Annotated in this window: 19 protein-coding genes and 1 CRISPR repeat array; of the genes, 7 read left to right on the top strand and 12 right to left on the bottom strand. The window is 56.3% G+C overall.

From position 1 onward, the window contains the following. Positions 1-2 precede the first annotated feature (2 nt). The 3 genes from ntrC to glnA form a co-directional block, all read right to left on the bottom strand. A complete protein-coding gene (gene ntrC / locus QT231_RS19260) occupies positions 3-1,430 on the bottom strand; it encodes a nitrogen regulation protein NR(I) (RefSeq protein ID WP_308338443.1) in 1,428 nt (475 codons plus the stop codon). After that, positions 1,427-2,485, bottom strand: coding sequence for a nitrogen regulation protein NR(II) (gene glnL, locus QT231_RS19255; RefSeq protein ID WP_308338465.1), 1,059 nt, complete (start codon positions 2,483-2,485; stop codon positions 1,427-1,429). The genes ntrC and glnL overlap by 4 nt, the downstream gene beginning before the upstream one ends. Positions 2,486-3,020: 535 nt before the next feature. Then, a complete protein-coding gene (glnA, locus tag QT231_RS19250) occupies positions 3,021-4,427 on the bottom strand; it encodes a glutamate--ammonia ligase (RefSeq protein ID WP_035582759.1) in 1,407 nt (468 codons plus the stop codon). A 532-nt stretch (positions 4,428-4,959) separates the two neighbouring features. On the opposite strand from glnA, the gene QT231_RS19245 reads away from it, so the two are divergent. Continuing rightward, positions 4,960-5,580, top strand: coding sequence for a hypothetical protein (locus QT231_RS19245; protein WP_308338442.1), 621 nt, complete (start codon positions 4,960-4,962; stop codon positions 5,578-5,580). Positions 5,581-5,642: 62 nt separating this feature from the next. Here QT231_RS19245 and QT231_RS19240 read toward each other — a convergent pair whose 3' ends face one another. Then, positions 5,643-6,674, bottom strand: a complete 1,032-nt coding sequence (locus QT231_RS19240; protein WP_308338441.1) for an acyltransferase family protein — start codon at positions 6,672-6,674, stop codon at positions 5,643-5,645. A gap of 152 nt (positions 6,675-6,826) precedes the next feature. Between QT231_RS19240 and QT231_RS19235 the strand changes: the two genes are divergently transcribed. Further along, positions 6,827-7,795, top strand: a complete 969-nt coding sequence (locus QT231_RS19235) for an alpha/beta hydrolase-fold protein (protein ID WP_308338440.1) — start codon at positions 6,827-6,829, stop codon at positions 7,793-7,795. A gap of 69 nt (positions 7,796-7,864) precedes the next feature. Continuing rightward, positions 7,865-8,170 (top strand): hypothetical protein, encoded by a 306-nt coding sequence (locus QT231_RS19230; protein ID WP_308338439.1) that lies wholly within the window; start codon positions 7,865-7,867, stop codon positions 8,168-8,170. A 637-nt stretch (positions 8,171-8,807) separates the two neighbouring features. Beyond that, positions 8,808-12,561: direct repeats of the CRISPR family, unit length 29 nt; unit sequence CGGTTCATCCCCGCCCGTGCGGGGATCGG. A 110-nt stretch (positions 12,562-12,671) separates the two neighbouring features. On the opposite strand, the gene cas2e is transcribed toward QT231_RS19230, so the two are convergent. From cas2e to cas3, 8 genes are all read right to left on the bottom strand, one after another. Beyond that, positions 12,672-12,965 carry a type I-E CRISPR-associated endoribonuclease Cas2e gene (gene cas2e / locus QT231_RS19225; RefSeq protein ID WP_035564117.1) on the bottom strand — a complete coding sequence of 98 codons (294 nt, stop codon included), beginning with the start codon at positions 12,963-12,965 and terminating at the stop codon, positions 12,672-12,674. Continuing rightward, complete coding sequence (cas1e, locus tag QT231_RS19220) at positions 12,966-13,886, bottom strand: type I-E CRISPR-associated endonuclease Cas1e (protein WP_035564115.1); 921 nt, start codon at positions 13,884-13,886, stop codon at positions 12,966-12,968. Positions 13,887-13,895: 9 nt separating this feature from the next. Then, positions 13,896-14,585: a type I-E CRISPR-associated protein Cas6/Cse3/CasE gene (gene cas6e, locus QT231_RS19215; protein ID WP_308338438.1), complete on the bottom strand. Its 690-nt coding sequence runs from the start codon at positions 14,583-14,585 to the stop codon at positions 13,896-13,898. Beyond that, positions 14,585-15,337: a type I-E CRISPR-associated protein Cas5/CasD gene (gene cas5e / locus QT231_RS19210; protein WP_308338437.1), complete on the bottom strand. Its 753-nt coding sequence runs from the start codon at positions 15,335-15,337 to the stop codon at positions 14,585-14,587. The genes cas6e and cas5e overlap by 1 nt, the downstream gene beginning before the upstream one ends. Positions 15,338-15,346: 9 nt before the next feature. Then, positions 15,347-16,438, bottom strand: a complete 1,092-nt coding sequence (cas7e, locus tag QT231_RS19205) for a type I-E CRISPR-associated protein Cas7/Cse4/CasC (protein ID WP_308338436.1) — start codon at positions 16,436-16,438, stop codon at positions 15,347-15,349. Positions 16,439-16,498: 60 nt separating this feature from the next. Further along, the gene (casB, locus tag QT231_RS19200) at positions 16,499-17,164 is read right to left on the bottom strand and encodes a type I-E CRISPR-associated protein Cse2/CasB (RefSeq protein WP_308338435.1); all 666 of its coding nucleotides are present in this window, start codon (positions 17,162-17,164) and stop codon (positions 16,499-16,501) included. Continuing rightward, positions 17,164-18,864: a type I-E CRISPR-associated protein Cse1/CasA gene (casA, locus tag QT231_RS19195; RefSeq protein ID WP_308338434.1), complete on the bottom strand. Its 1,701-nt coding sequence runs from the start codon at positions 18,862-18,864 to the stop codon at positions 17,164-17,166. The genes casB and casA overlap by 1 nt, the downstream gene beginning before the upstream one ends. Positions 18,865-18,938: 74 nt before the next feature. After that, the gene (cas3, locus tag QT231_RS19190; protein WP_308338433.1) at positions 18,939-21,614 is read right to left on the bottom strand and encodes a CRISPR-associated helicase Cas3'; all 2,676 of its coding nucleotides are present in this window, start codon (positions 21,612-21,614) and stop codon (positions 18,939-18,941) included. A gap of 158 nt (positions 21,615-21,772) precedes the next feature. Here cas3 and QT231_RS19185 point away from each other — a divergent pair, with 158 nt between their 5' ends. The 4 genes from QT231_RS19185 to QT231_RS19170 all read left to right on the top strand — a co-directional run bounded on the left by QT231_RS19185 (position 21,773) and on the right by QT231_RS19170 (position 24,361). Beyond that, positions 21,773-22,450, top strand: coding sequence for a hypothetical protein (locus tag QT231_RS19185; protein WP_308338432.1), 678 nt, complete (start codon positions 21,773-21,775; stop codon positions 22,448-22,450). A gap of 156 nt (positions 22,451-22,606) precedes the next feature. After that, positions 22,607-22,756: a hypothetical protein gene (locus QT231_RS19180; RefSeq protein ID WP_170938615.1), complete on the top strand. Its 150-nt coding sequence runs from the start codon at positions 22,607-22,609 to the stop codon at positions 22,754-22,756. Then, on the top strand, positions 22,753-23,487 hold the full coding sequence (locus QT231_RS19175; RefSeq protein ID WP_308338431.1) for an ABC transporter ATP-binding protein: 735 nt from the start codon (positions 22,753-22,755) through the stop codon (positions 23,485-23,487). The genes QT231_RS19180 and QT231_RS19175 overlap by 4 nt, the downstream gene beginning before the upstream one ends. Next, positions 23,471-24,361 carry a metal ABC transporter permease gene (locus QT231_RS19170; protein ID WP_159175916.1) on the top strand — a complete coding sequence of 297 codons (891 nt, stop codon included), beginning with the start codon at positions 23,471-23,473 and terminating at the stop codon, positions 24,359-24,361. Before QT231_RS19175 ends, QT231_RS19170 begins: the two co-directional genes overlap by 17 nt. Positions 24,362-24,392 lie beyond the last annotated feature (31 nt).

Below are 24,392 nucleotides of genomic sequence, written 5' to 3'. Positions count from 1 at the left end.
GTTTACTCGTCAGCGAGCGCGGGCAGCAGCGTTTTAAGTTTACGCGTGAGCGTATTGCGCCCCCAGCCCAGCAGCTCGGCGGCTTCACCTTTACGCCCGCCGGTGTGTTTTAGCGCTGTCTCAATCAGAATCCGCTCAAAATCGGGTACCGCCTCTTCCAGCAGATGGGTATGGCCTTCAGCCAGGGCGTGATCCGCCCAGTCGCGAAACGCCGTGCGCCAATCGCCGTGGGCACTACTTTCGGAAGCGCTGGGTGAGCGCAGCTCCGGCGGTAGATCCTCAACCAGAATTTCACGCCCGGACGCCATCACGGTGAGCCAGCGGCAGATATTCTCTAACTGGCGCACGTTGCCGGGCCACGGCAAGCGCGTTAAGTGGGCTTCCGCTTCGCTGGTCAGCACCTTGATATCGGTGGTCAGCTCTTTCGCCGCCTCGGCTAAAAAGTGCCGGGTTAAGCGGGGAATATCTTCCCGCCGCTCGGCAAGCTTGGGCAGGTGGATACGGATCACGTTCAGGCGGTGAAACAAATCCTCCCGGAAGCGACCGTCGTCCACCAGCACTTCCAGATTTTGGTGGGTAGCGGCGATGATACGCACGTCCACTTTGACCGGCGTATGCCCACCAACGCGATAGAACTCCCCATCAGCCAATACACGCAGTAAGCGGGTTTGGGTTTCAGAGGGCATATCGCCTATTTCATCTAAAAACAGCGTACCGCCATTGGCCTGCTCAAAGCGCCCCTGGCGCTGTTGGGCTGCCCCGGTAAAAGCGCCCTTCTCGTGACCAAACAGCTCAGACTCGATCAAATCGCGAGGAATGGCCGCCATGTTAAGGGCGATAAACGGCTTACCCGCCCGCGGGCTGTGCTGGTGAAGCGCCTGGGCAACGCGCTCTTTACCGGTACCCGACTCGCCGTTAATCAACACCGTGATATGGGAGTGGGAGAGGCGGCCAATGGCACGGAACACCTCCTGCATCGCCGGCGCTTCGCCAATAATCTCAGCGTTTAACCCTTCCGGCACAGTGACCGGACGCTGGCGTTCACGAGCGTGAGCCACGGCGCGGCGTACCAGCGCCAGGGCTTCGTCAACATCAAACGGCTTGGGCAGGTACTCAAATGCCCCGCCCTGATAAGAGGCCACCGCGCTGTCCAGGTCAGAGTGCGCGGTCATCACGATCACCGGCAGGTCGGGATGCGCTTCGCGCACGCGCGCCATCAGATCAAGCCCGTCGATACCCGGCATACGAATATCGGTGACCAGCACGTCGGGCGGGTTTTCCAGCAAACGTGCAAGGGCAACGTCGGCGCGCTCAATACACTCAACGTCCAGGTCGGGTTGCGCTAAGGCGCGCTCCAGTACCCAGCGGATAGCGCGGTCATCATCGACAATGACCACCCGCGCAACATCATTACGTGCAGCCTCAGTCATGACGCTTCTCCGGTGAAATTAACAACCATGGGAATCAGTAAACGAAATTCGGTATGTCCAGGGCGTGAGTCGCATTCGATCAACCCTTGATGTTGGTGCAGAATCGACTGGGCGATAGAGAGCCCAAGACCGCTGCCTTCCGCGCGCCCCGACACCATGGGGTAAAACAGCGTTTCCTGCAGCGTATCAGGAATGCCGGGGCCGTTATCGATGACCGCGACTTCACTGACCAGCCGGTGGCGTTCAGCGCCCAGGGTAAATTGACGACGGGCGCGGGTGCGCAGTATTAGCGTAGGCTCCGGCGTTTGTGCATCGCTCATGGCCTGCACCGCGTTGCGGGCCACATTGAGCACCGCCTGAATCATTTGCGACTCATCGCCAGAGAGGTCGGGCAGGCTGGGATCGTAATCGCGGCTGATCGTCACGCAAGGGTGTTCGGCAATCAGCAGCGCCCGCACCCGCTCCAGCACTTTGTGAATATTGACCGGTTCGTGCTTAAGAATACGGTTAGGGCCTAGCATGGAGTCGACCAGATCGCGCAGCCTGTCCACCTCTTCCACAATGATATGGGTATATTCGCGCAGTGCCGGGTCGTCCAGATCGCGCTCTAGTAGCTGGGCGGCTCCGCGGATGCCGCCGAGGGGATTTTTGACTTCATGGGCAAGCCCGCGGGCGAGCACCTTGATGGTCTCCTGACGGGTGGTGAGTGCCTCTTCACGGGAGATCTGCATCAACCGATCCCGCGGCTCCACTTCCAGCAACAGCTCATCGTCGGATAATGGCGTCACCGTATAGTCAACCGTGAGCAGCTCGCTGTTCAGTGGCGTAATGCGCGCTTCACGCTGGGTATATGGGTGAAAGGCATCCCGTGCCTTGGCCAATACATCGTCAATGCTTTCATCCCCGCCGAGCAGCGTGTCCAGGCTGATGCCGTGAACACGGCTAAGGCTGACCGCTAACAACGCTTCAGCGGCGGGGTTCATCCAGCGCACACGCAGCTCGCCGTCCAGCAGTAGTACTGCCGTGGTGAGATGTTCAAGCAAACGCTGATGCATGGTGGTGTCCTGAAAAATAGCGTCTTCCATCGCCGATACCGACCTACAGGTGGATGATCAATGAGGGAACTGCAAAAAGCGCGCCAATTACACACTTATGCCCATTTGCACGGCTTGCGGGCATCGCAGAGGGCGAGAACGAATCGTTATAGCGCACCCCAGGCGGCAAATGCACTCTTTCATGCACCACTTTAGTGCACGCAGGCGATGGAGGGGAATTTTAATGACGGGTTTACACATAAACCGCGTTCATGCTGTCTTCCATCCTTGCGCTTTGCTGGGGCAGAGCAATCGAGAAGTATGGGTTTGCCCTGTGGTCGCTGTGGGGCCGTGCTAGCGTCAGGCTTGGCGGCGAGTGCAGCGCTTAATGCAGGCGGAAGGCTCGGCAGTGGCGTCAACTCTGCAACGCTTTTCAGCCCTCAGTAACGACAAAACCCCGCCGGAGCGGGGTTCTATTAACAACCACAGTAACCAACTTACAGTTACAGCAACCACCGCCTGGCTGATAGTAACAGCCAGGGGTGAGTCACGCTGATTAGCAGCTGTAGTACATATCAAACTCGATGGGGTGCGTGGTCATACGAATACGCTCCACTTCTTCCATCTTGAGTTCAATGTAGGCATCGATCATTTCGTCGGTGAACACGCCACCTTCGGTCAGGAACGCACGGTCAGCGTCGAGTGCTTCCAGTGCTTGATCCAGGCTGTGCGCTACCGTCGGTACTGACTTGCCTTCTTCTGGCGGCAGGTCGTACAGGTTTTTGTCCATGGCATCGCCAGGATGGATCTTGTTTTTGATACCGTCGATGCCCGCCATCAACATGGCGGAGAACGCCAGGTAGGGGTTGGCAGTCGGATCAGGGAAACGCGCTTCTACACGCTTGCCTTTCGGGCTAGCGGTGTAGGGAATGCGGATAGAAGCAGAGCGGTTGCGGGCGCTGTAAGCCAGCATAACCGGGGCTTCAAAGCCAGGTACCAAGCGCTTGTACGAGTTGGTAGAGGCGTTAGTAAAGGCGTTCAGGGCACGGGCGTGCTTGATGATGCCGCCGATGTAGAACAGCGCCATTTCAGACAGGCCCGCATACTCGTCACCGGCGAACTGGTTCTCACCGCCTTTCCAGAACGACTGGTGCACGTGCATGCCCGAACCGTTGTCGCCTACCAGGGGCTTCGGCATGAAGGTGGCAGTTTTGCCATAGGCGTGAGCCACGTTGTGGATCACGTACTTCATTTCCTGAACTTCGTCAGCTTTCTTCACCAGCGTGTTGAATTTAACGCCGATTTCGTTCTGACCTGCGTTGGAAACCTCGTGGTGGTGAACCTCGACGGTCTGACCAATCGCTTCCAGGGTATTACACATGGCACCACGGATATCGTGGAAACTATCGACCGGGGGAACCGGGAAGTAGCCACCTTTAACACGCGGGCGGTGGCCCAAGTTACCGCCTTCAACGACGCTATCGGTTGCCCAAGCGCCTTCGTCAGAGGTGATTTTGTACATGGAGCCCTGAATATCAGACTTCCAATGCACTTCATCAAAGATAAAGAACTCAGGCTCAGGGCCAAAGAAAGCGGTGTCGCCCAGGCCGGTTGACTGCAGGTAAGCCTCTGCACGCTTAGCAATAGAGCGCGGGTCACGATCGTAGCCCTGCATAGTGGCCGGCTCGATGATATCGCAGCGCAGCACCAGCGTCGCATCTTCGGTGAAGGGGTCGAGGTAACCCGTACCATCTTCCGGGCGCAGAATCATGTCGGATTCGTTAATGCCCTTCCAACCTTCAATCGAAGAGCCATCGAACATTTGGCCATTCTCGAAGAATTCTTCGTCAACATCGCGGGCAGGCACGGTCACGTGCTGCTCTTTACCGCGAGTATCGGTAAAACGCAGGTCTACCCATTTAACATCGTGTTCTTCAATTAGCGCGAGAGTCTTGGCTGACATAGTGTCCTCCGGTATGAGCGTGGCTTAAAGCTAACGACAGTAAGCTACCGATAAAAGTGTTGTTCGACAAAATACGTGCTAAACCGCACGTTTGTCATTCTTGTTCGCTCAACGTTTGCCTGACATTTTTAACAAATCGCTCAGCGAGCATTTCAGACCGGCTATCGTTTTAGCACGCCGCAAGGCTTATGCCTACGACACGCTAGCCGCTTCCAAATACAATGCAGAGAGCATGCCAACACTGCACCAATATGGCATAAAAAAACAACAACTGATTGTTTTATAAATAATAAAAAATGGATATGAATGCCTCTTGATGACGCATAAAGGCTAAACGCGGTCTCAAAAGTCATCTAAAAGGCCTATATCGCACCAAAATAGACCAAAAATAAAAAGAAATGCTCTCTTATGGTGCGTTCAATATAGTGAGCACTCTTTTTTGGCCCGCAAGTTTTTTTACTTGCTACTCAAATAAGCCAGCTACTACAATAAATTACAAATTGATAGATTTGCTCACAAATGGAGTCGGCAAATGGGATCGGTCTGCTTTATTGTTGATGCCATGGTGACGGGTGAGATGTTGCCACGCCACTTAAGATCCATACGTGAGTCCGGTGTGGCCGACCACTTGCTGCCCATTTTGGTAACGGCCACTCAAGCCCAGGAGCGCCTCAGCGCTATTGAGCAGCGCTACCACACGCACTCGCTGATTACGCCAGCGCGGCCACTGGGGGCCCGCCTCAATAAAGCTGCGTTTGTCAGTCAAGCGGAGTGGCTCATCATTGCACTGCAGAAAAAGCCGCTATCTGCCGACCTTTGGGGCGCACTCTATCCTCAGCTCAACACTTACACCCTTGACGCCTTGATCATCGGCCTCACCCGGCCAACGCTGTCGGAACGCATCCTGCGGCGCTTATTAGCAAGTGCTTTGATCTTTCCGCCCTATATTGCCGTTAGACGCGCCTGGCTAGAGCGCTTGGGCGGGTTTGACCCTGAGCTTGACGATCACAGCGCGATAAACGATTTTCTGCAGCGTTTACACGCCTGCCCTACCCGCTTGAAAACCTACAGCGGGCACTTGCTTAGCCAAATGGATGAACCAGACGACCCTTTGATGCCTAACCCCGATGCGGCCGCCACGCCACACCCCTAATACGCTCTCTGCCACGCCCCACTAGTGCTTGCCTTAATGCTCTATCCCTAATTGGCTTATCTTTACTGGCTTACCTTCAACTGCTTGCCGAATAGCATCGCGCCTGAGGTGGTAGTATTCGCCAGCTTATTAAGCCCTACTGATCCCACCACCCCGACCACCATAAGCAACAGCGCATAGACGCCAATTGGCAACGATAACGGCTCGACAGCCAGATCGGTGAGCACAAAGAACATGGGATGAGCCAAGTAAATGCCGAACGAATATGCATTGACGTGGCGCACCCACAAAGGCGCAGGCCGGCTAGCCAAGTAGCGCATGGCACACAGCGTAAATAGCACGAAAAAAGGAATGACCCACACCTCTTTGGAAGAGAACGCCAGCCAGCCAGCGAAGGTCGCAGCAATAATCAGCGCCACCAGTAGCGCCAACCACAGCGGGCGTGCCATTTGCTGCATCCAGGCAGGCCGTGTCATCAGCACGCTCTCAGGGGCCAGCGGGTAGTAGCGCACCAATACCAGGGCCAGAAAAAATACATAGATCCACCCCAGCGGAGCGATCCACAGCAGGTAGCCGGGCAGGTCAACATCAAACCAGTAAGCTAACCCCCAATACCCCATGCTGATTATACAAGCGCCCCATAGCCACGGCACCGGGTTCAAGCGCCATAGCTGCCAGCGGGTAAATAACCAATAGGCGACATAAAACTGCATTGCAATGATCAAAAAATAGCCATGCCAGCCCGCATAAATATAATACTCAATAGCGTTGTCCACGAAGCTTACCGGCTCGTCTGATGCCTGCAACCTTACCCATTCAGCCGTCGAATAAATAAAGCCATACACAAAATACGGCACCATCACATACTTCACGCGCTGGGCTAGAAAGCCTTCCGGAACAGCTTTGTCGTAACGAACGGCAAACACGAAGACAGCAATAAACAGGAAGATCGGCGTGCCCAAAACCAACGGGATGCGCATCAAATCGGTAGCAACGTTATTGAGGCGTTGATTGACGTGATCTAATAAATGAAACAAAAAAACGGCCATACAGCCGTAAGCACGTAACCAGTAGATCTCTTCAATTTTCCGCATTGGGCCTCCCGCCGCTACCTACTCCTACCCTGGTATTTAGCATGGCGATAATGAATGACGATGCTAACTGACTGTCTTATATGGCTATGATGAACAATGAGGGCCTTCACGCTGTCCGACCCTATTGAACAGTTTTAATTCCCGGAGGAAACGTGTTCATCCCCAAGCCACCGCTACTGCCGTACCGACTTAACGCCCTACTCACTGCATTTATCGGCTGGCTGACGTTCAGTGGTCATAGCTTAGCCAGCGAGGTTGAGCACCATCAGTTTTTCTCGCCCACGCTCGGTTACGACTACCCCTATAGTGTTTATTTACCCGACAATTATGACGCCCAAGCGACAGACGCCTATCCCGTTGTCTATATGCTGCACGGCTCTTTTAACACTGACCGTGACTGGGTTTCTCGCGGCAACTTGCAGCAGGTGGCGGATAGGTTAATTAGCGCAGGACATATTCCTCCGGCGGTTTTCATTATGCCCGGCAGTCGCAGTTGGTGGGTGGATGGCCACAACGAACCTGCCCGTAGCGCGTTTTTTAACGACCTAATGCCTCACGTGGAAACGACCTATCGTGTGGGACAAGAACGCCACCTGCGTGGCGTGGCGGGCTATTCCGCCGGCGGTTACGGGGCACTCAACTTCGCCCTGGAGCGGCCTGAACTGTTTGCCGCGGTCGCCGCGTTAAGCCCCGCCAGCTACGCTCCCCTGCCGCCGCGTAACTCCTCCGCCTGGCGCCACCCCGCGTTTCGCAATGAGCAGGGCCAGTTTGATCGCGAGCTGTGGCAAGCCCTTAACTACACCGCCTATTTGGAAGAGTATCGCCTGCGCGTGACACCCCGCGGCACCGAAGCAGAGGGAGACCTTTCCCCCGTGCCGCTGTATATCAGCGCCGGGCGTAGCGATGTTTATGATGCGGAATTTCACGCCCGCATCCTGCGCCAAGCCATGGAGCGCATCCAGCCCAACGATGTACGACTTGATCTCTACCCCGGCGGCCACACCTGGCGCGTATGGCGGGCCAGCCTACCGGCAGCACTTAACTTTCTATTTCAGTACGTGGGGCAGGAAAACAGCCCAGCGTTGGAGATTAACAGCGCGGTGGAGGATCAAAACACATGACTCTGTTAAAGGCACTACACTAAAGCAATACTCTTCAAAAACACTCTGATTTAAACAAGGAAGGTAGCGATGCATCAGCATATCGAATGGGACGCACCCGGCAGCGCCAGCGTAGCGGAGCACTTTAAAAAGGATCCGGATCACAGCAGCCAACCCGACCCTGGTGACATTATTTCCGCCCGTTACCAGGGCGCCATGGTGCGCATCAAAGTACAAGCCTACCGAGAAGACGACGCTGTTAGCATTGGCGAAGTCGCCGCTATTATCGATACCAAAGGTGGCCGCCACCAAAGCCACCACAAGCTGGAAGTCGGCCACATCGTCCGAGTACCCGATGATAAACGCGCGATGGAAACACCCCCAAAAGAAGATTAAGGCTTAGCGTTTTCTAAACTCACCAGACAAGCCACCAACACGGTGGCTTTTTCGCGCAAAGCTAAACAACCAAGCAACACTTTGAGTAGCGTCAGCGCAGCGATGCCACGGGCACACACCTTAAAGCCAGCTTTAAAACGGCCTCGGCTGAAACACCCTGAGGATGGGTAGACTCGAACTCCCACACCTTTCCTAAGTGCTTGAGCGGCAAAGCTCACTTGCCAACTATTACCAGTTATGCACATTCCGAGTAGCGCGTGGTAAGCCTCAGGCGCACCCGCGAAAGCACCGTGCAGCGGTGCCAAGGGCACATATCTTAAATCTAGCCACAATTGTCTGGGCGGCAGCGCTCACTTGCCAATTATTACCAGTTATGCACATTCCGAGTAGCGCGTGGTAAGCCTCAGGCGCACCCGCGAAAGCACCGCGCAGCGGTGCCAAGGGCACATATCTTAAATCTAGCCACAACTGTCTGGGCGGCAGCGCTCACTTGCTAATTATTACCAGTTATGCACATTCCGAGTAGCGCGTGGTAAGCCTCAGGCGCACCCGCGAAAGCACCGCGCAGCGGTGCCAGGGGCACATTACTTAGACTAACCATGACAGTCTAAATGAGGCTTTTTTTCGCCACTTTGAACGGTTTATCTCCACTTAAGCGGGGATCGGATAACCTTGGTGACCGTATCCTTTTGTATATCCGGTTCATCCCCGCTCGTGCGGGGATCGGCGCCGTGCCGCGATGCTGTGCCAGAACCCACGCGGTTCATCCCCGCCCGTGCGGGGATCGGTTACCCTTAGGCATGACAACTTCGCCGACGTTCGGTTCATCCCCGCCCGTGCGGGGATCGGGCTAAAGCCACGCGAGACGAGCTAGAAGACGCCGGTTCATCCCCGCCCGTGCGGGGATCGGGCTATTGTTTGCGGTGCTTTTAAACTAAATGGCGGTTCATCCCCGCCCGTGCGGGGATCGGCCTGTTCTTCAATTTTAGCTTTATCTTCTTTACGGTTCATCCCCGCCCGTGCGGGGATCGGCTTCGGCATTCCTGCGTTATATCCTTATACATCGGTTCATCCCCGCCCGTGCGGGGATCGGCTTCCCATGGGGCCACTTGCTGCCATAGGGCTCGGTTCATCCCCGCCCGTGCGGGGATCGGGGATGGCATCGCCGGGCTGTTTGTTATGGCTGCGGTTCATCCCCGCCCGTGCGGGGATCGGATTGTCGGCCATGGCTTAGCCCTTCCCTTTTCCGGTTCATCCCCGCCCGTGCGGGGATCGGGGCTTCCTGCAGCTGCAATTTACTGTCGCCGACGGTTCATCCCCGCCCGTGCGGGGATCGGAGCACGCAACGCACAGCCGGTTGCTGTCAATACGGTTCATCCCCGCCCGTGCGGGGATCGGCAGAAGACGACATCGCAGGTGAGTCTAAACCGCGGTTCATCCCCGCCCGTGCGGGGATCGGGAACAGATCCGGCTCGGCTTCTGCTGCCTCGGCGGTTCATCCCCGCCCGTGCGGGGATCGGCTGCTACTATTGCCGCTTCTGCGTTCGCCTGGCGGTTCATCCCCGCCCGTGCGGGGATCGGATGTCGTTACTGACTGAGATCTCTTTGCCCGACGGTTCATCCCCGCCCGTGCGGGGATCGGGCTGGGCGGTGTAGCTCATAACCAGCTGCCTCCGGTTCATCCCCGCCCGTGCGGGGATCGGATATTTGCGCATAGCTAAACACCTCGATCAGGCGGTTCATCCCCGCCCGTGCGGGGATCGGCTTTCCGGCGCGGTTAAGGACGTAGTAGACGACGGTTCATCCCCGCCCGTGCGGGGATCGGTCAGCTGCCGAGCAATTTGAACGTCAAATGGCCGGTTCATCCCCGCCCGTGCGGGGATCGGGGAATATGTCAGTCTAACAGTTCCCAATTTGCCCGGTTCATCCCCGCCCGTGCGGGGATCGGATCGGCGGCGCGCTGGTGGGCTGCATCGCGCCCGGTTCATCCCCGCCCGTGCGGGGATCGGGGTTGCCCATAATTGATTGCCTGTAAATGTCCACGGTTCATCCCCGCCCGTGCGGGGATCGGCGTCAATCATGGCAAAGGTGACAACCGGCTCGCGGTTCATCCCCGCCCGTGCGGGGATCGGGTCGGCGTTGCCCAGGGGCTGGGCGGCGTCGCCGGTTCATCCCCGCCCGTGCGGGGATCGGATTTTTGTGTAGCGCCGCTTCGTCGATCCTCACGGTTCATCCCCGCCCGTGCGGGGATCGGGCGAACAGGTCGCGGGTGTCTGAGCGTTTGCGCGGTTCATCCCCGCCCGTGCGGGGATCGGAAAACAGGGGGATTTATGAAAAAATTGATAGTCGGTTCATCCCCGCCCGTGCGGGGATCGGTACCGTTGTTTTCACCGATGCGCTGCCAATAACGGTTCATCCCCGCCCGTGCGGGGATCGGGCAGCGGATGCGCCGGGTGTAGTCGTTTGGGTGCGGTTCATCCCCGCCCGTGCGGGGATCGGCGTTCAAGTAGTGGTATTGGCATCGCTATCACCGGTTCATCCCCGCCCGTGCGGGGATCGGGGCCGCATGCCCTACGACCACCCCGGCAAGTTCGGTTCATCCCCGCCCGTGCGGGGATCGGGTATAAGCCCTGTAGAATTTAATGACTACAGCCGGTTCATCCCCGCCCGTGCGGGGATCGGTTTCTCAATTACTACCTGGGTGGTGGTAATGCCGGTTCATCCCCGCCCGTGCGGGGATCGGGCCCAGCGCTGGCGCGCTGGTTGTCCTAGGGGCGGTTCATCCCCGCCCGTGCGGGGATCGGGGTTAGCGGTTGGTCGGGATAGTCGTTGGTGACGGTTCATCCCCGCCCGTGCGGGGATCGGACCAGTTTGTAGAGGTCGGCGCTTTCATTGCCCGGTTCATCCCCGCCCGTGCGGGGATCGGGGATTCTAATTAGCATTTCCCGCACCCATAAACGGTTCATCCCCGCCCGTGCGGGGATCGGCGAAAATACACCTGCTATTGCGACGGCTACCACGGTTCATCCCCGCCCGTGCGGGGATCGGACTTCGACTTACTGGTTGGCCACCTGGCAATGCGGTTCATCCCCGCCCGTGCGGGGATCGGGTTTCTTTGCGTTCATAGATATCCATGCTGAGGCGGTTCATCCCCGCCCGTGCGGGGATCGGTGCTTGCTGAGCGACCTGGGCTTGCTGCACCACGGTTCATCCCCGCCCGTGCGGGGATCGGTGCATATCACCGGTGAAGGCGACCACGATAGGCGGTTCATCCCCGCCCGTGCGGGGATCGGCGCACTCGCTAGGGCAGCTGACGATAGCCCGCCGGTTCATCCCCGCCCGTGCGGGGATCGGTTGTAATAAGGTATTGAGTTCTGGTTAAGCACCGGTTCATCCCCGCCCGTGCGGGGATCGGAATTCGGCGCTCGTTGCGGGTTAACCCTTCGTCGGTTCATCCCCGCCCGTGCGGGGATCGGATATTCAGCTTTGACGTTACCAGGGTGCAAACCGGTTCATCCCCGCCCGTGCGGGGATCGGTTACCTGCAAAGTCTAGCACTAAACAGGAACGCGGTTCATCCCCGCCCGTGCGGGGATCGGCCTTGCTTAACCACAAGTTGGCGGATATTGCACGGTTCATCCCCGCCCGTGCGGGGATCGGACATCCTCTTTGCTCGTGGCTTTTTTTATTAACGGTTCATCCCCGCCCGTGCGGGGATCGGATTTAAGAATGTGCAAAGATTTTTTACAAATTCGGTTCATCCCCGCCCGTGCGGGGATCGGGAATGGCGGCTGCCGTTGGCCATGGTATTTCCCGGTTCATCCCCGCCCGTGCGGGGATCGGGGTGATACGTTAATGGAACAGATTAAAGATGACGGTTCATCCCCGCCCGTGCGGGGATCGGATCTTCGCTTGCACTCCAAGAAACAATTATAGCGGTTCATCCCCGCCCGTGCGGGGATCGGTCTTTGAGCGCCTAAACCTCAATATCAACGAGCGGTTCATCCCCGCCCGTGCGGGGATCGGCTGGTAACGGCCACCATCGGCGGTAGTCGGCACGGTTCATCCCCGCCCGTGCGGGGATCGGTTCTCGATTAATTTCAGCAATTCAAAAACATGCGGTTCATCCCCGCCCGTGCGGGGATCGGTGGGTGAAGCGTTACTTTATGCCGTGCCATATCGGTTCATCCCCGCCCGTGCGGGGATCGGGAACATTACTCGGTTTCCTATGTGCGGTTGATCGGTTCATCCCCGCCCGTGCGGGGATCGGAATTTGACCCGATTCTATCATAGCGGTCATTTCGGTTCATCCCCGCCCGTGCGGGGATCGGTGGGCGACGCTACTTAGCAACTACCGCCTGCCCGGTTCATCCCCGCCCGTGCGGGGATCGGACTTGTTGTAGATAATTGATCTACAAGAAGAAAATAGCAGATAAAAATTCTACCAGCTATTTTGCTTACTTTTTAACCACATTAAATTATTAAAGATCCAGTTAAATCAGTTAGTTAACTTGTGGCGGCAAAAAGCGCACCAAACGTAACCCGTCATGATCGACCGGTTCCCGGCGATTTTCGCCATAGGTTTGGAATTCAAAGCCGGATTCATGATTGCTGGCCCAGGCCATTGCCACGTTGCCATCTTCTGCTAGGGCTTCGACCTGCTCCCAGATCATTTCGCGAATGCGCCTACTTACATCGCCAACGTAAACACCGGCTCTAATCTCTAATAGCCACACCGCTAACCTGCCACGTAGGCGAGGAGGTACAGCTTCTGTAATCACTACGAGCATCGCCATTTATCCGCTCCTATGCCCGGCATCGCCAACCGAAGGGGGTTCTGGAATAGCAGGTGGCACCGCATCGGGTGCTGGCGGTGGGGGCTGTATATCGCCAGCGGCCAGCACATCTTCAATCATGGGGATTAAGCGCTGAAGTATGCGGGATTGCTTGAATGCATCACGGCAGGCAATACGAACTTCGCGTTCCGGCATGGGTGGGTTGCGCGCCGCCACTCGAAAAGCCGCAGGCACTACGGTTTCAAACTTCACGATATCGGCAATATCGTAAACAAAACTTAGCGGCTTGCCGGTATGCAGATAACCAATCGCGGGGGCATAACCTGCTGCTAAAATAGCTGCTTCGGTGATGCCATAAAGACAAGCAGTGGCGGCAGACAAGCACTGATTTGCAACATCAGACGCCTCCCACTGTTTGGGATCATAACGTCGCCCGTTCCATTTAACGCCATACTGTTTGGCTAACAGTTGGTAGGTTTTCCGCACTCTCGCGCCTTCCATACCACGCAGTTGCTCAATGCTTCGGCGCGAGGGCGGCTCCTCGCCAAAACGCAGCTCAAACATTTTGCGTACCACTTTTAGGCGCAATTTTTCATCCAGCGCCAGCTGCGCTTGATAGAGTAATTTATCTGACCTCGCGCCACCCGGTTGGCCAGCGCTATAGAGCCGTACGCCAGCATCCCCTACCCAAATCAGTAGCGTACCTACCGTAGCGGCGAGCTTAATAGCAGCATGTGAAACCCGTGTACCTGGTTCAAGCAGCAGACAAGCCACCGAGCCCACCGGGATATGCATGCGCTCGCCATTCACTTCATCAATGACAACGAAAGCACCGTCGCGCACATCTATCTGCCCCATCCCGATAAAGATCATCGACATCCGGTCTTTTTCGGGGATGGGCTTTAGTGGAATAAAGCCCATGTTGATCTCCTAAGGCCGGCGCAGTAGTAGCAAACCACCGCCGAAAGCCTTGGCCCGCCCAATACCATGGGCCATGCTTTCGATCAGCTTCCCTGGGTTTGTGACTTCCAGCAGGCCCTCGTAATCCACTGTTGAGAACTGAACCGGCTTGCCGCTCCCTTTATTCAACACATGCTGGCGGTAGGCACCCAGCTCTGGCGTAACCGGCAAGCTAAAGCCCCATGCTTCAGAACGACTTTCGAGCCACTCACGGGCCTTTTCATTCATCGCATCAACACAGGCTTGGCTAGTGCGCTGCCCTGGCGGGAATGGTTTTTTGGCTGCCATTAACACATCGGCGCGCTGCCCGCGTTGCCCTGGCACGGGAACCGCCATCGTGGGGTTAGCGCGTAGGCGGAATGCCAGTGTCTCGCCCACTTTGAGCTCTGGTGCGTAGGGTTTGCTCTCTGCGGACAGCAAGCCTGGCACTGACAAGGGTTTGCGATCTGAAAGAACGTAAAATAGCGGTAGCCCTTTGGGGCCTTTAACTTCTTCGGTTTCTTCCAGCTCTTGCCGGAAAATAAATGGCCTAGGCCCTTCGTAGTCGGGAAATAGCTGCCATAAAAGCTGATGGGCCGTATAAGCTTCGGCGTTCATCACATCAAACAGTTTTTCTCGAGAAAGCCCGTTCAGGTCAATACGTACGCGTGAGAGATACATTAGCACGCCTCCTCTGCTGCTATGGCCCGGCGAAACTCTAACCGAGGGCCAAACTGCCAGCGGCGGCGATTGAGCGGAAAATCCCATACATCGTTGTACTCTGCCTCTTGGCCATTGCCATCTAACCTACTGGCTTCCCCTTCCCAGGCGTATAGCGCTTCATCGGGAAAACGCAGGGCCTTTCTGTCTTCTTGGCAGTTAACCGCCAGCTTAGGGAACGCCACATCAAGCGCCTCTTTAAGCGTGTGGCACTGCCGCAATTGAGGCGCCAGTGGCGCAGCGGGCGGGCAGGATTTTCGCCCTAAATATAGCGGGTAATAGGGCGTTTTCAGCGCTTGCTCAAGCTCGGGAAGTGTCAGGGTTGCCGCAGGCGTTAGCCATACGGCTACTGTCCATAGGCCATCACAGCGATAGTCTCGGCTGGAAAGGATCGTTTTCAGCGCATCACGCGGCGCGCTTAACTCTTCTTTGCGCGTGTGATAGCTCACTTTTGACTGAGCGGCTGGCATCTGCACCGTGTGGTAGTCGCGCATCAGCATACCGGGGGTGTGCTGTTTGACGCCCATGGCAATGCTTTCACGCAGTTGCGCTTGGCCTTCATCGTCGTCGCGACGAATACCTAGTGCGGCCCCAAGCAACCCCAAAACAGCCCCTTTGCCGGGGTAAGTAGCGGTAGGGCGCGTTTCACCAACGGCGGCTTCCCCCCAACTGGCAAGCGGCGCATAGAGCCGAAAAATAAGATAGTCGGTCATGCGGCCTCCTTACTGGTCGGCTTTTAAGAAAGCGATCAGTTCTGTAAGGCTGCCTTTTTTAACATTGCCTTTTAGCTGCGGTTCTTCATAGCCGGTCTCGGCGCTGGTGACGAAGCGACTGTCAGCGCCTGCGTCATAGGCGCTATCAAACGCGTTAGCTTGCTCTTCAATACGCTTAATAGCATCGAGTGCTTGATCTTGCCCCGAGATCGGACGCAGATAAGCGGTGGAGAGTGAGCGCGGCTGCTGGTTGCCTTTTTCAGCCAGCACGTAGCTCGCATGGGCACGAGAGCCAAAGCTATTTTGCTTGCCTTTGGGTGACGTTTTAGCCGCAGCTTCCACCAATGCAGCAATTGCCTGGTCGGCTAGCTCACTGTTGCCCTGCAGGTTCTCAACAAGCTGCTGGCGGTCAATGCAAATATAGATATAGAACAGCCCGGCACCATAGCCAGATTCGCCAATATGCGCGGCCCCCCGGTCTTCATCACCGCTGTTTAAGTCATCGACAGCAGTAAAGTAATCATCTTCCACTTCGGCAGCGTGCACGGTAATCGCATGGGCAACCTGGCAGGCAGCATCGACGTTGTACTCTGGCACGGCAGCTAACATACGACCAAACAACGCCACATCGGCGGCGGCAGGTTTGTGGCGCAAGAGCTTTAATTCACCATCGTTTGGCTCACGCTTTTCTGCCGCCAGTGTCTCCACTAAATCGCTGATGGCTTGGCGTTCTTCCAGGCCCACATGGACGAGCTGCTCTATCTCAAACTCTTTAGCTTCGCCTTTTTCTACTTTTCGCAGCTTGCCAAACACACCGGCAATTTTTTCAGCGTAAGCCCCTGCCATTTTTTGATCAACGCCTTTCTCTAACAGCTGATCATAAGCCTCTTTGCCCAGTCGCTTGGTGCGGGTGCCCACATGCCCCGCCAGTGCTTCTTCAAAGAGCGCAGAGGTACGCCAAGTGCGCTTAAGGCTTTGTGACGAAACTCGTAAGCGTTTAGCCCCACCCATCAAGGCGGTCTTGGGGCGGCCTAAATCATCGCGGTTCAGGTTGGCGGGCGGATAAGAGGTCAGCAGGTGCAGTTGAATAAAATGGCTCATGGATAACTCCGCTAGTGAGGTAAGTATGAAACTTAAAAGGGTAGTAATCAGTCGTAAAAATCAGTCGCTGCGATGGCTATAGCGAGACGTTGCCGCGAAATAGTCGTTCGCTAAGACAAAACCAAGCCGTTGGGTAGGCTTGGCAGATAAACGTCCACGATGCTCGCGCCACCAAAGTGAGATAACACTCGCCAGCAGTACGACACTGACCTCCCGCTTATCTGCAAGCGCCAACGCGCGGCGTAAGCGCTGGATAAACTCTTCGGGCGTACGGCAGGAAAGAAGTTGTTGAAAGCGCAGTTCACTCATCAGCGGTTTACCGGTTTGCTCTTTTTGCTGGCCAAGGCGTAAGGCTAACGATGCGCCCTTCTTTTCTTCGCGCAACTCCGCTGCTATTAGCGCGATGCATGACCACACCTGCAGCTTTTCATCGCGATAATCCGTTTGTTTCGTCATTTCCGGCAGCATCGCCCAGAGCTCGCGAAAACCTTGGGTCAGCATTGCTGCTTCAGCGCTATCACAGCGGCGCAGTACCGCTCGTACACCACGGGGCAGTGGTGGCTGAGGGGTTAATGCTTTCAAAGCCTGTGGCGGTAACGTCAGCCGCTGCCACCAACAACGTAGGGCGGCGGCTTCATCCCGTTTCAAAGCGACGAGCGCTTTTTTCTCCGCCTCGGTCAAAATATCTTCTTTTTCGGTTGTTTCCGCCGTTAACACATCACTCATCAGGCGTCTCCTGTCGTGGATGCAGCAGAGGCCGCGTTACGCTTGGCCCGCGCGGAAGGGTCAAAATCACCCTGTTGGATAAAATCGCTCACCACTTTGCTACCCTTACTCTTGCCACCAAGAAAGCTTTGCAGCTGCCTATGAGCAGCAGTGGCACGTTCAAGATCCATGTTTTCCTGGGCACCGCTTAGGGCCAGTTCTTCGAATACGCGCATGGCTTCACGCTTAAGGGCGAAGTACCAACGCTCAGAGATGTCAGAAGGAATATGCGGAGGCGGCGAGTCTTGTTGCAGCACCTGCTGAAGGGCTGACAACGCTTTAAAAAATTCAGGCTGGGTTACATCGTAAAATTGGTTATCAATGGCGCTCATATCACCCTTGGCATCCGATGGCCGCGAGAACCAAGCATTTTTCACTTGAGTGCGTACCATCCACGCAATGTTGCGCGAAAGGTCGGTCAGTTGTTGAACCCATACGCGAAGTCTTTCCTGCTGGCCTGGTGGAATTTCCACCAGGGGCATTTCCACGCTGTACCAACCTCGGGGCTTCATCTTGTCCATGTCGTAGCCAAACACCCATAGCCGCGCCTCTCTCAGCAGCTCTGGAATGTCTGAATCGAAACGGCGCGCATCCCTTACCACCACTTGTTTTTCGATGTAACTTTTCAGCACTACCGCCGCAATGGCGCCACTGTTGTCTTCATCGTTCAGTACAAAGCCTGACCAGTGCCGGTAGCCAAGCCCACCCGGTTGACCTTTACTGGAAAGCGGCAATTCATTGGGCTTTTTGGGATCACGTCGGTAGGGTGTCAGCGGGTGTAGCCATGGGCCATCGTAGTTTGCCCCCTGCTTTTTAGCGCGTAATTCGCGCACTACCCGCTGCGTTTTTCGTCCACAAATATCACACGGGCATTCATCGGCTTCTTCAAATAGCAGCCGGAACCGGCGCGGCATTGACCAGTAAGCATGTAGTGGATGGGTGTCTTCAGGCAGCACCTCGGTGCCTTTTTTATCACTTACCCGAGTATTGGCCATCCAGAAAAATAGCGAAGGTTCTTCTGGATGCGGCGTCGACCATTGCTGCCCTTTCTGAATGGTTTCTTTCTGCGTAATGACGTTTAGCCATAGGCGCTCCCACAGGCTGGCATCTGATGACTCCGGCATCACCAGCGTGGTCAGAGGGCCACCGCCGCGCAGGCCCACGCGGATACCGGCACCGCCCGCAGGTGCGTTAATCTGCATGATGTATAGCGCTATGGCCGCGCAGGCGTCACACATCACCTCAACACGGCCGCGCTTGACGAAAAAGTCGGTATTATTTTTGATGCCGTTAGCGCCGGGGGCATCAATTAATAAACCGCTGACCGTGGCGTTTTTTACATCCTCCAGCAGGTCAATGTCCTGCATAAAGCGAGGGCCATCGCCGTCCAGCTCAAAAGCACTACTGAAAGGCGCAAACGCTTTATCCAACGCATCAACACTGGGGGGCTCCATTAACAAATCAAGCCAGTCGTCGTGAGTTTTCGGTGGTATTGCTGTTTGTAGTAGGCCGATCAGGAACTGGTAGGCAGCTCCTTGAAAGTCCGCACGCGGCAGGGCCAGATTGATTACGTCAGGATCAGCCATTGCTGAGGGCGGTCGGTACTTTACCTCTCCGTTTTTCAGCAGGAACGGTAGCCAGGAGTCTTCAAGTAAATTCAAGCATTCACCTCCTGCTCAACATTTGAGCAATTTGTTTAATTAGCTTCCAAGACATCCTGAACTTCAGGAATGCATCATGGTGCTTTCTCCTTACCACCTAGCCTAACCCCCCATTGGGTGTCGTAGTCGCACTCAGGGTCATCGCTGGGCAACCAGGGCTGGGAATATTTCAGTGCTTTATAGTGCTCTTGAAGGGCAATCCACTGGCTTTCGTAGCGGCTTGGCAGCGGTGCCAACTTGGTGACCTGACTTTGGCGTAGTTTCACCTGGCTAAGCATATCGGCATGGCGGCTCTCACCCGCCCATAGCGCCAGCTCGTTATCGTCAGTGAGTGAAAGCAGCACGACATTGACCGTGGGCTCATCCATCAGGCGTGTACCTATCTCTTGCTCTTCCTGCCACTGGTCACTTTTTGTGTAACCTTCTTCTAAGTTGAGTGCGTTGAAGTTCGCTATTGAGCCAGCCGTTCTTTGCATTCCTTTTTGCTCGTAGCGTGCTGCCTGCAGGGCATCAGGAATATCTTCAGACACTTGTCCATACACCCCCTCAATAAGATCTCTTGCCCTCTCCGGTATGCGTATCTCACCCAGGCGGCGCAGCACCCGCTGGGTTAGCCAGCATAGAGACGTATCCCGATAAACCGCCTGGGTGCCTGGCAGCGTGCGCTTGAGCCAATGCTCATCGGGATCATCCGTCCAGGGCGGCGCTAGTACCAGCAGACGCGGCAGGCAGCGTGCCCCACGCTGGTGGCGCTGTAAGCGGCCTGCACGCTGGATAAGCAGATCAATTGGTGCGATATCGCTAATCATCACATCCACGTCGCAGTCCAAGGATTCTTGGAAAACCTGAGTGCTGATCAACACCTGCCCCTTGCGTATTTCAGGCGTCGAATCTTTCCCTAATCGCTCAATGACCTGAGACTCAATCCGTTGCCTATCGACCATGGCAAAGCGGCTGTGAAATAGCAGGCAGCGTTCGGGCTGAGGGTGGCGAGCAGCAATAGCCTCAAACGCACGAATGGCATCATCTACGGTATTGCGCACCCAGGCGATACACTCGCCGGCCTCCACTGCCTCCATCACCGCCTCTATCGCTTGCTCTTCTTCGTTAAGCCAAGCGACTTCAACACTCCTAGACACCTCTTTGCGCGAGCCTAGCGGCAGCTCCAGCGGCGGCCCTTCGCTCACATGGGTCAGCAACGGAAAGTCATCTTTTTGTGGTTTTGTGGTCGACTGGCCAAGCCCCGTTTGCCAAGCAGCCATTAAAGCACTGCGCATGGCGCGGGGAAGCGTGGCCGTTAGCAGAATCGCGCTGCCGCCCTGGCGAGCATGGTAGGCCAGCAGTTGGCTGAGCAGTGTTTGCATGTAATTGTCGTAGGCGTGCACCTCATCAATCACCAACACCTTTCGCGCCAGCCCGTACAAGCGCATCGACTGGTGACGAAACGGCAAAATCGCCATCAAGGCCTGGTCAATGGTGCCTACACCCACTTCTGCTAGAAGCGCTTTTTTACGCGAATCCGCGAGCCATTGGTTACAGCGGCTTGTGGCCGACAGTTCGCTAGCGGTGTAATCCAAATCAGCAGGCTGAGGTGCAGCAACGGCGGCGATAAAATCGTCGTTTAAATCCCGCGCACCGTGGGCAAGGACAAAAGAAGGGGAAGATTCAGCGGTATAAAATCGGCGATGCAAATTGCCCAGCCGTGAGTACATGGCGTTAGAGGTGGCCATAGTGGGCAGGGCAAAATAGAGCCCATCGCCGTGGCCTGCCGCTAATAGGCGCTGGGTCAGAATACAGGCGGCCTCGGTTTTTCCAGACCCGGTGACGTCTTCCAAGATAAACAGCTGCGGCCCGTCTAAGATCTCTACTGTCTCGGCAGCCTTCTGCAAAGGCGTTGGCGTGATGGATTGCTTACCAAACCAGTCGGCCATGCCAGCGTATGGCAACGGCTTGGAAACGTTGTTAAACCCTGTTTCTTGCAGCGCTTTTTCAGCGTTTTTTAATGCAATTTGCCAATAATCGGCGAGAGGAAGCTGCTCTTGAAGATAAGGAAAGTGATCCTGGTTCGAGCCCAGCCAGTCACTTAAGGTTGCCCAGCCTGCAATTGACCAACTTAGCGTCTGTAGGGCGTAAACCCACTGTTCAGAAGACAGCTGCTCGATTGGCCACCCTGGTGGAACGACACTGGCCCAATCGGCAATAAATTGGCGCGTCGCTTCAATATCGTCGGCGCGCTCGTCGCAGCAGAAAAACATCTCTACATCGATATTGCCTGCGCTTACTGGCTGGCCGTGATGACCAAAGAATGGAGCACTGATAACGGGGAGGGCCGCGCGAAGCGCTTTGACTGTAGAGCGTCTCGGATCACCAGGCCACTGCAACGTGCCATCTTCAAACCAGTCTAGCCATTTAGCCTCCCAAACCACTGCGCCTAAGCGGTCATGGCGCTCGGTATAGGCATATTGCGCAGCGGGAGGGACTAATGCCAAGTTTGAGGTAGATTGAAAAAGCCCCTGAAAAGATCGTGAAAATTTGCCAATATCGTGCAAACCCAACCAAAAAACTAACAGCTGACGTAGCGCTTCAGGCTCAAGACTTAGTTGCGCTGCCAGGCGTTGTGTCAGTGGTCTATCAGATGAAAGCAGCAACCAGCCCACGGCTGCAACATCAAGGTTGTGATACGGCAATAGATGACACTCGACGCTCTTTCCCTTGGCTTGCGCTTTGCCCCAATAGCGATAGTAAGTCACCGTTGCCCCTCCACCGTTTGCTAATCCCCCATCTAACCATCCTTCATCCTGCAACGCCATTGACCTTAGTCATACTTCGCCAACCTTCAATCCTCCTCGTCTGATTGGTTTTGCGTGCTACGCTTAGCGCTACTGCTCCCCTATATAGGCACTTCTTCATGCATGCTTTTCGTCTTCTCGCCACGCTGGTGACCACTCTGATGATCGCCCTGCCTGTCTCTCTACAAGCACAAGCCCAGGCACAACCGGATGGGCAGTGGAGTGAGTACGATGAGGTATTTGAGAACGGCGCTAGCCACGCCAATGTTTGGCAGTGGGGCTGGACGGGAATTTACGGCACCAGCCTGGCGGTGAACGCGTACCAATCCAGCGAGGCGAGCGACCCGGATGACCGCTTTGATGCCCGGGTAGGGGTGGTGAAATCAGCCCTGGCCGTGGCCGGTATGCTGACCGACCGCCAGCCGCACCCGGCGGCACTGGCGGAGTATGAGCGATTGAAAGCCAACGGCGATTTAAGCGGTGTGCAGGCGCTGGTGTTGGAGCTTGCTCAAGCCGAACGCGAGCGGCGCGGCTGGGGAGCTCGCGTCAGTTCACTGGTGGTGAATGGCGTAGCAGGCGCGGTGATTGCCGCCGATGGCCGAGAAAGCGACGGGGCGATCAACTTTGCCACCGGCATGCTGGTCAACGAGCTGCAAATTTGGTCGCAGCCTAATCAGGCCTCCTCTGCGATAAACCGCTTCCAGCCCGCCAATCTGTCGCTTGGGCCGATTACGATCCCTGGTGAATACGCGTTTAACGTGGCGCCACAGCAGCTAGGCGCTACCTGGCGTTACTAATAGTTCGCTGTAGTTGCTCCTCTAAAGCGCTGGCGGCGCTACGCCGCCAGCGCTTTACCGTTGCCAGCACTGTGTGAACGCGTAAAATAATCAGCAATTTTTTAGCCTTATTAAACGTTATGTTATAACCTATTTGCTATTAAACGAGGCCACTTGATGAGTGAGCATACGCACCGCCATAACAAGGAGGGCCCCTGCCACTTCTCCTTGATGTCGCTATCGGCGGTTAAACGGCTGCTGTTTGTTGCCGTACCGCTGTTGGCGCTTTGGGTCTTAGTGGTGTGGGCTGGTGGGTGGCTGGGATGAGTCAGCGCTCTTTATCACGCTTACAGTTGCATAACCTGCACTTGGCCCAGGCGCGCCGCACAGTTCTGGAGCATATCGAGGGCGACTTCAAGCCAGGGGCGATTACCGCGCTGATCGGCGCTAACGGCGCGGGTAAAAGCACCTTGATTCAGGCGATTATGGGCGAACTTCGGCCTATTAGCGGCGAAGTGGTGTGCACCGTTGCCAAAGAGCGCCGGGCGTGGCTGCCGCAACAGCTGGCGTTAGACCTGACCTTCCCCATGAGCGTGGAAGAGCTGGTGATGACCGGCAGTTGGCCCAGCCACGGCGCATTAACCGGCTACTGTGCAGGGCATTACCGCAAGGGCCGCGAGATTATGGCGCGGCTGGGTATTTCCCACTTGGCCCACCGTCCGCTGGGCGAGCTTTCCGGCGGCCAGCGCCAGCGTGCCCTGATTGGCCGCACGCTGATGCAGGAAGCCGAGCTGTTACTGCTCGATGAGCCGTTTGCCAACGTGGATAGCGAAACCGTGGATATTTTGATCCGCATTCTGCGCCAGATGGCCGATGACGGCGCGACGATTATTGTCGTGCTCCATGATATGGATCATCTGCGCCGCCTGGCTGACGAAGTGCTGATGCTTAACGGCGGCCATGGCCGGTGGGTGGCGCCCAGTGCGCTTAATCACCAACACGCGCCCGCCCAGGTAGTGCCGTTTACCATGGGGGGACGCCATGCTGGATCTGCTTAACGCTTGGTTTGTCAGCCCGTTCGATTACGGCTTTATGCGCCGCGCAGTGGTGGGTGGTTTAGCGCTTTCGCTGGCCGCCCCGCCGCTGGGGGTGTTTTTGGTGCTACGCGGCATGAGCCTGATTGGTGACGCCATGGCCCACGCGATTCTGCCCGGTGTGGCGCTGGGCTTCCTGTTGGCGGGCTTTTCACTGCCGATTATGAGCATTGGCGGGGTGCTGTTTGGGTTAATGGTCGCGCTGCTGGCGGGGGCCGTGTCGAAGATGGGCGGCCAGCGTGAAGATGCCGCCATGGCGAGCTTTTTTATTATCTCGCTAGCCGCCGGTGTAATGCTGATTTCGCTGGGCGGTAGCAGTGTTGATCTAACCCACGTGCTGTTTGGCTCGATTTTGGCGATCAACTCTACTGCGCTGCTGCTGATCGCAGGTATCAGTACGCTGATTGTACTGACCCTGGCGGTGGTGTTCCGTGCCCTGGTGGTGGAGTGCTTGGATCCGCTGTTTTTACGCGGCCAGAGCCGTCGCAGCGGCTGGGTGCACAGCGTGTTTTTGGGGCTGCTGGTACTCAACCTAACCGCCGGTTTTCAAACTTTGGGTACGCTGATGGCGGTGGGGCTGATGATGCTACCCGCCACCTCGGCGCGCTTTTGGAGCAAACGCTTAGAGGGCTTGATCGGCATTGCCATTGTGCTGGCCATGGTGGCGAGCACTGGCGGACTGCTGCTCTCGTTTCATCTGGATATTCCCTCGGGCCCCAGCATTATTCTGCTGGCCGGGTTTGGTTACCTCTTCTCGGCCCTATTTGGTCGCTACCACAGCTTGGCAGCCAAGCTGCGGCGTAAAACAACGCCGTTGGCTGTTGAGCAGGGGTCTTAATTTGCGTATTTATGCTTAACCGTAAAAGGAG

It is taken from the genome of Halomonas sp. SpR1, assembly GCF_031010175.1.
Taxonomy (GTDB): domain Bacteria; phylum Pseudomonadota; class Gammaproteobacteria; order Pseudomonadales; family Halomonadaceae; genus Vreelandella.
This window is presented reverse-complemented; position numbering and strand designations above follow the sequence as displayed.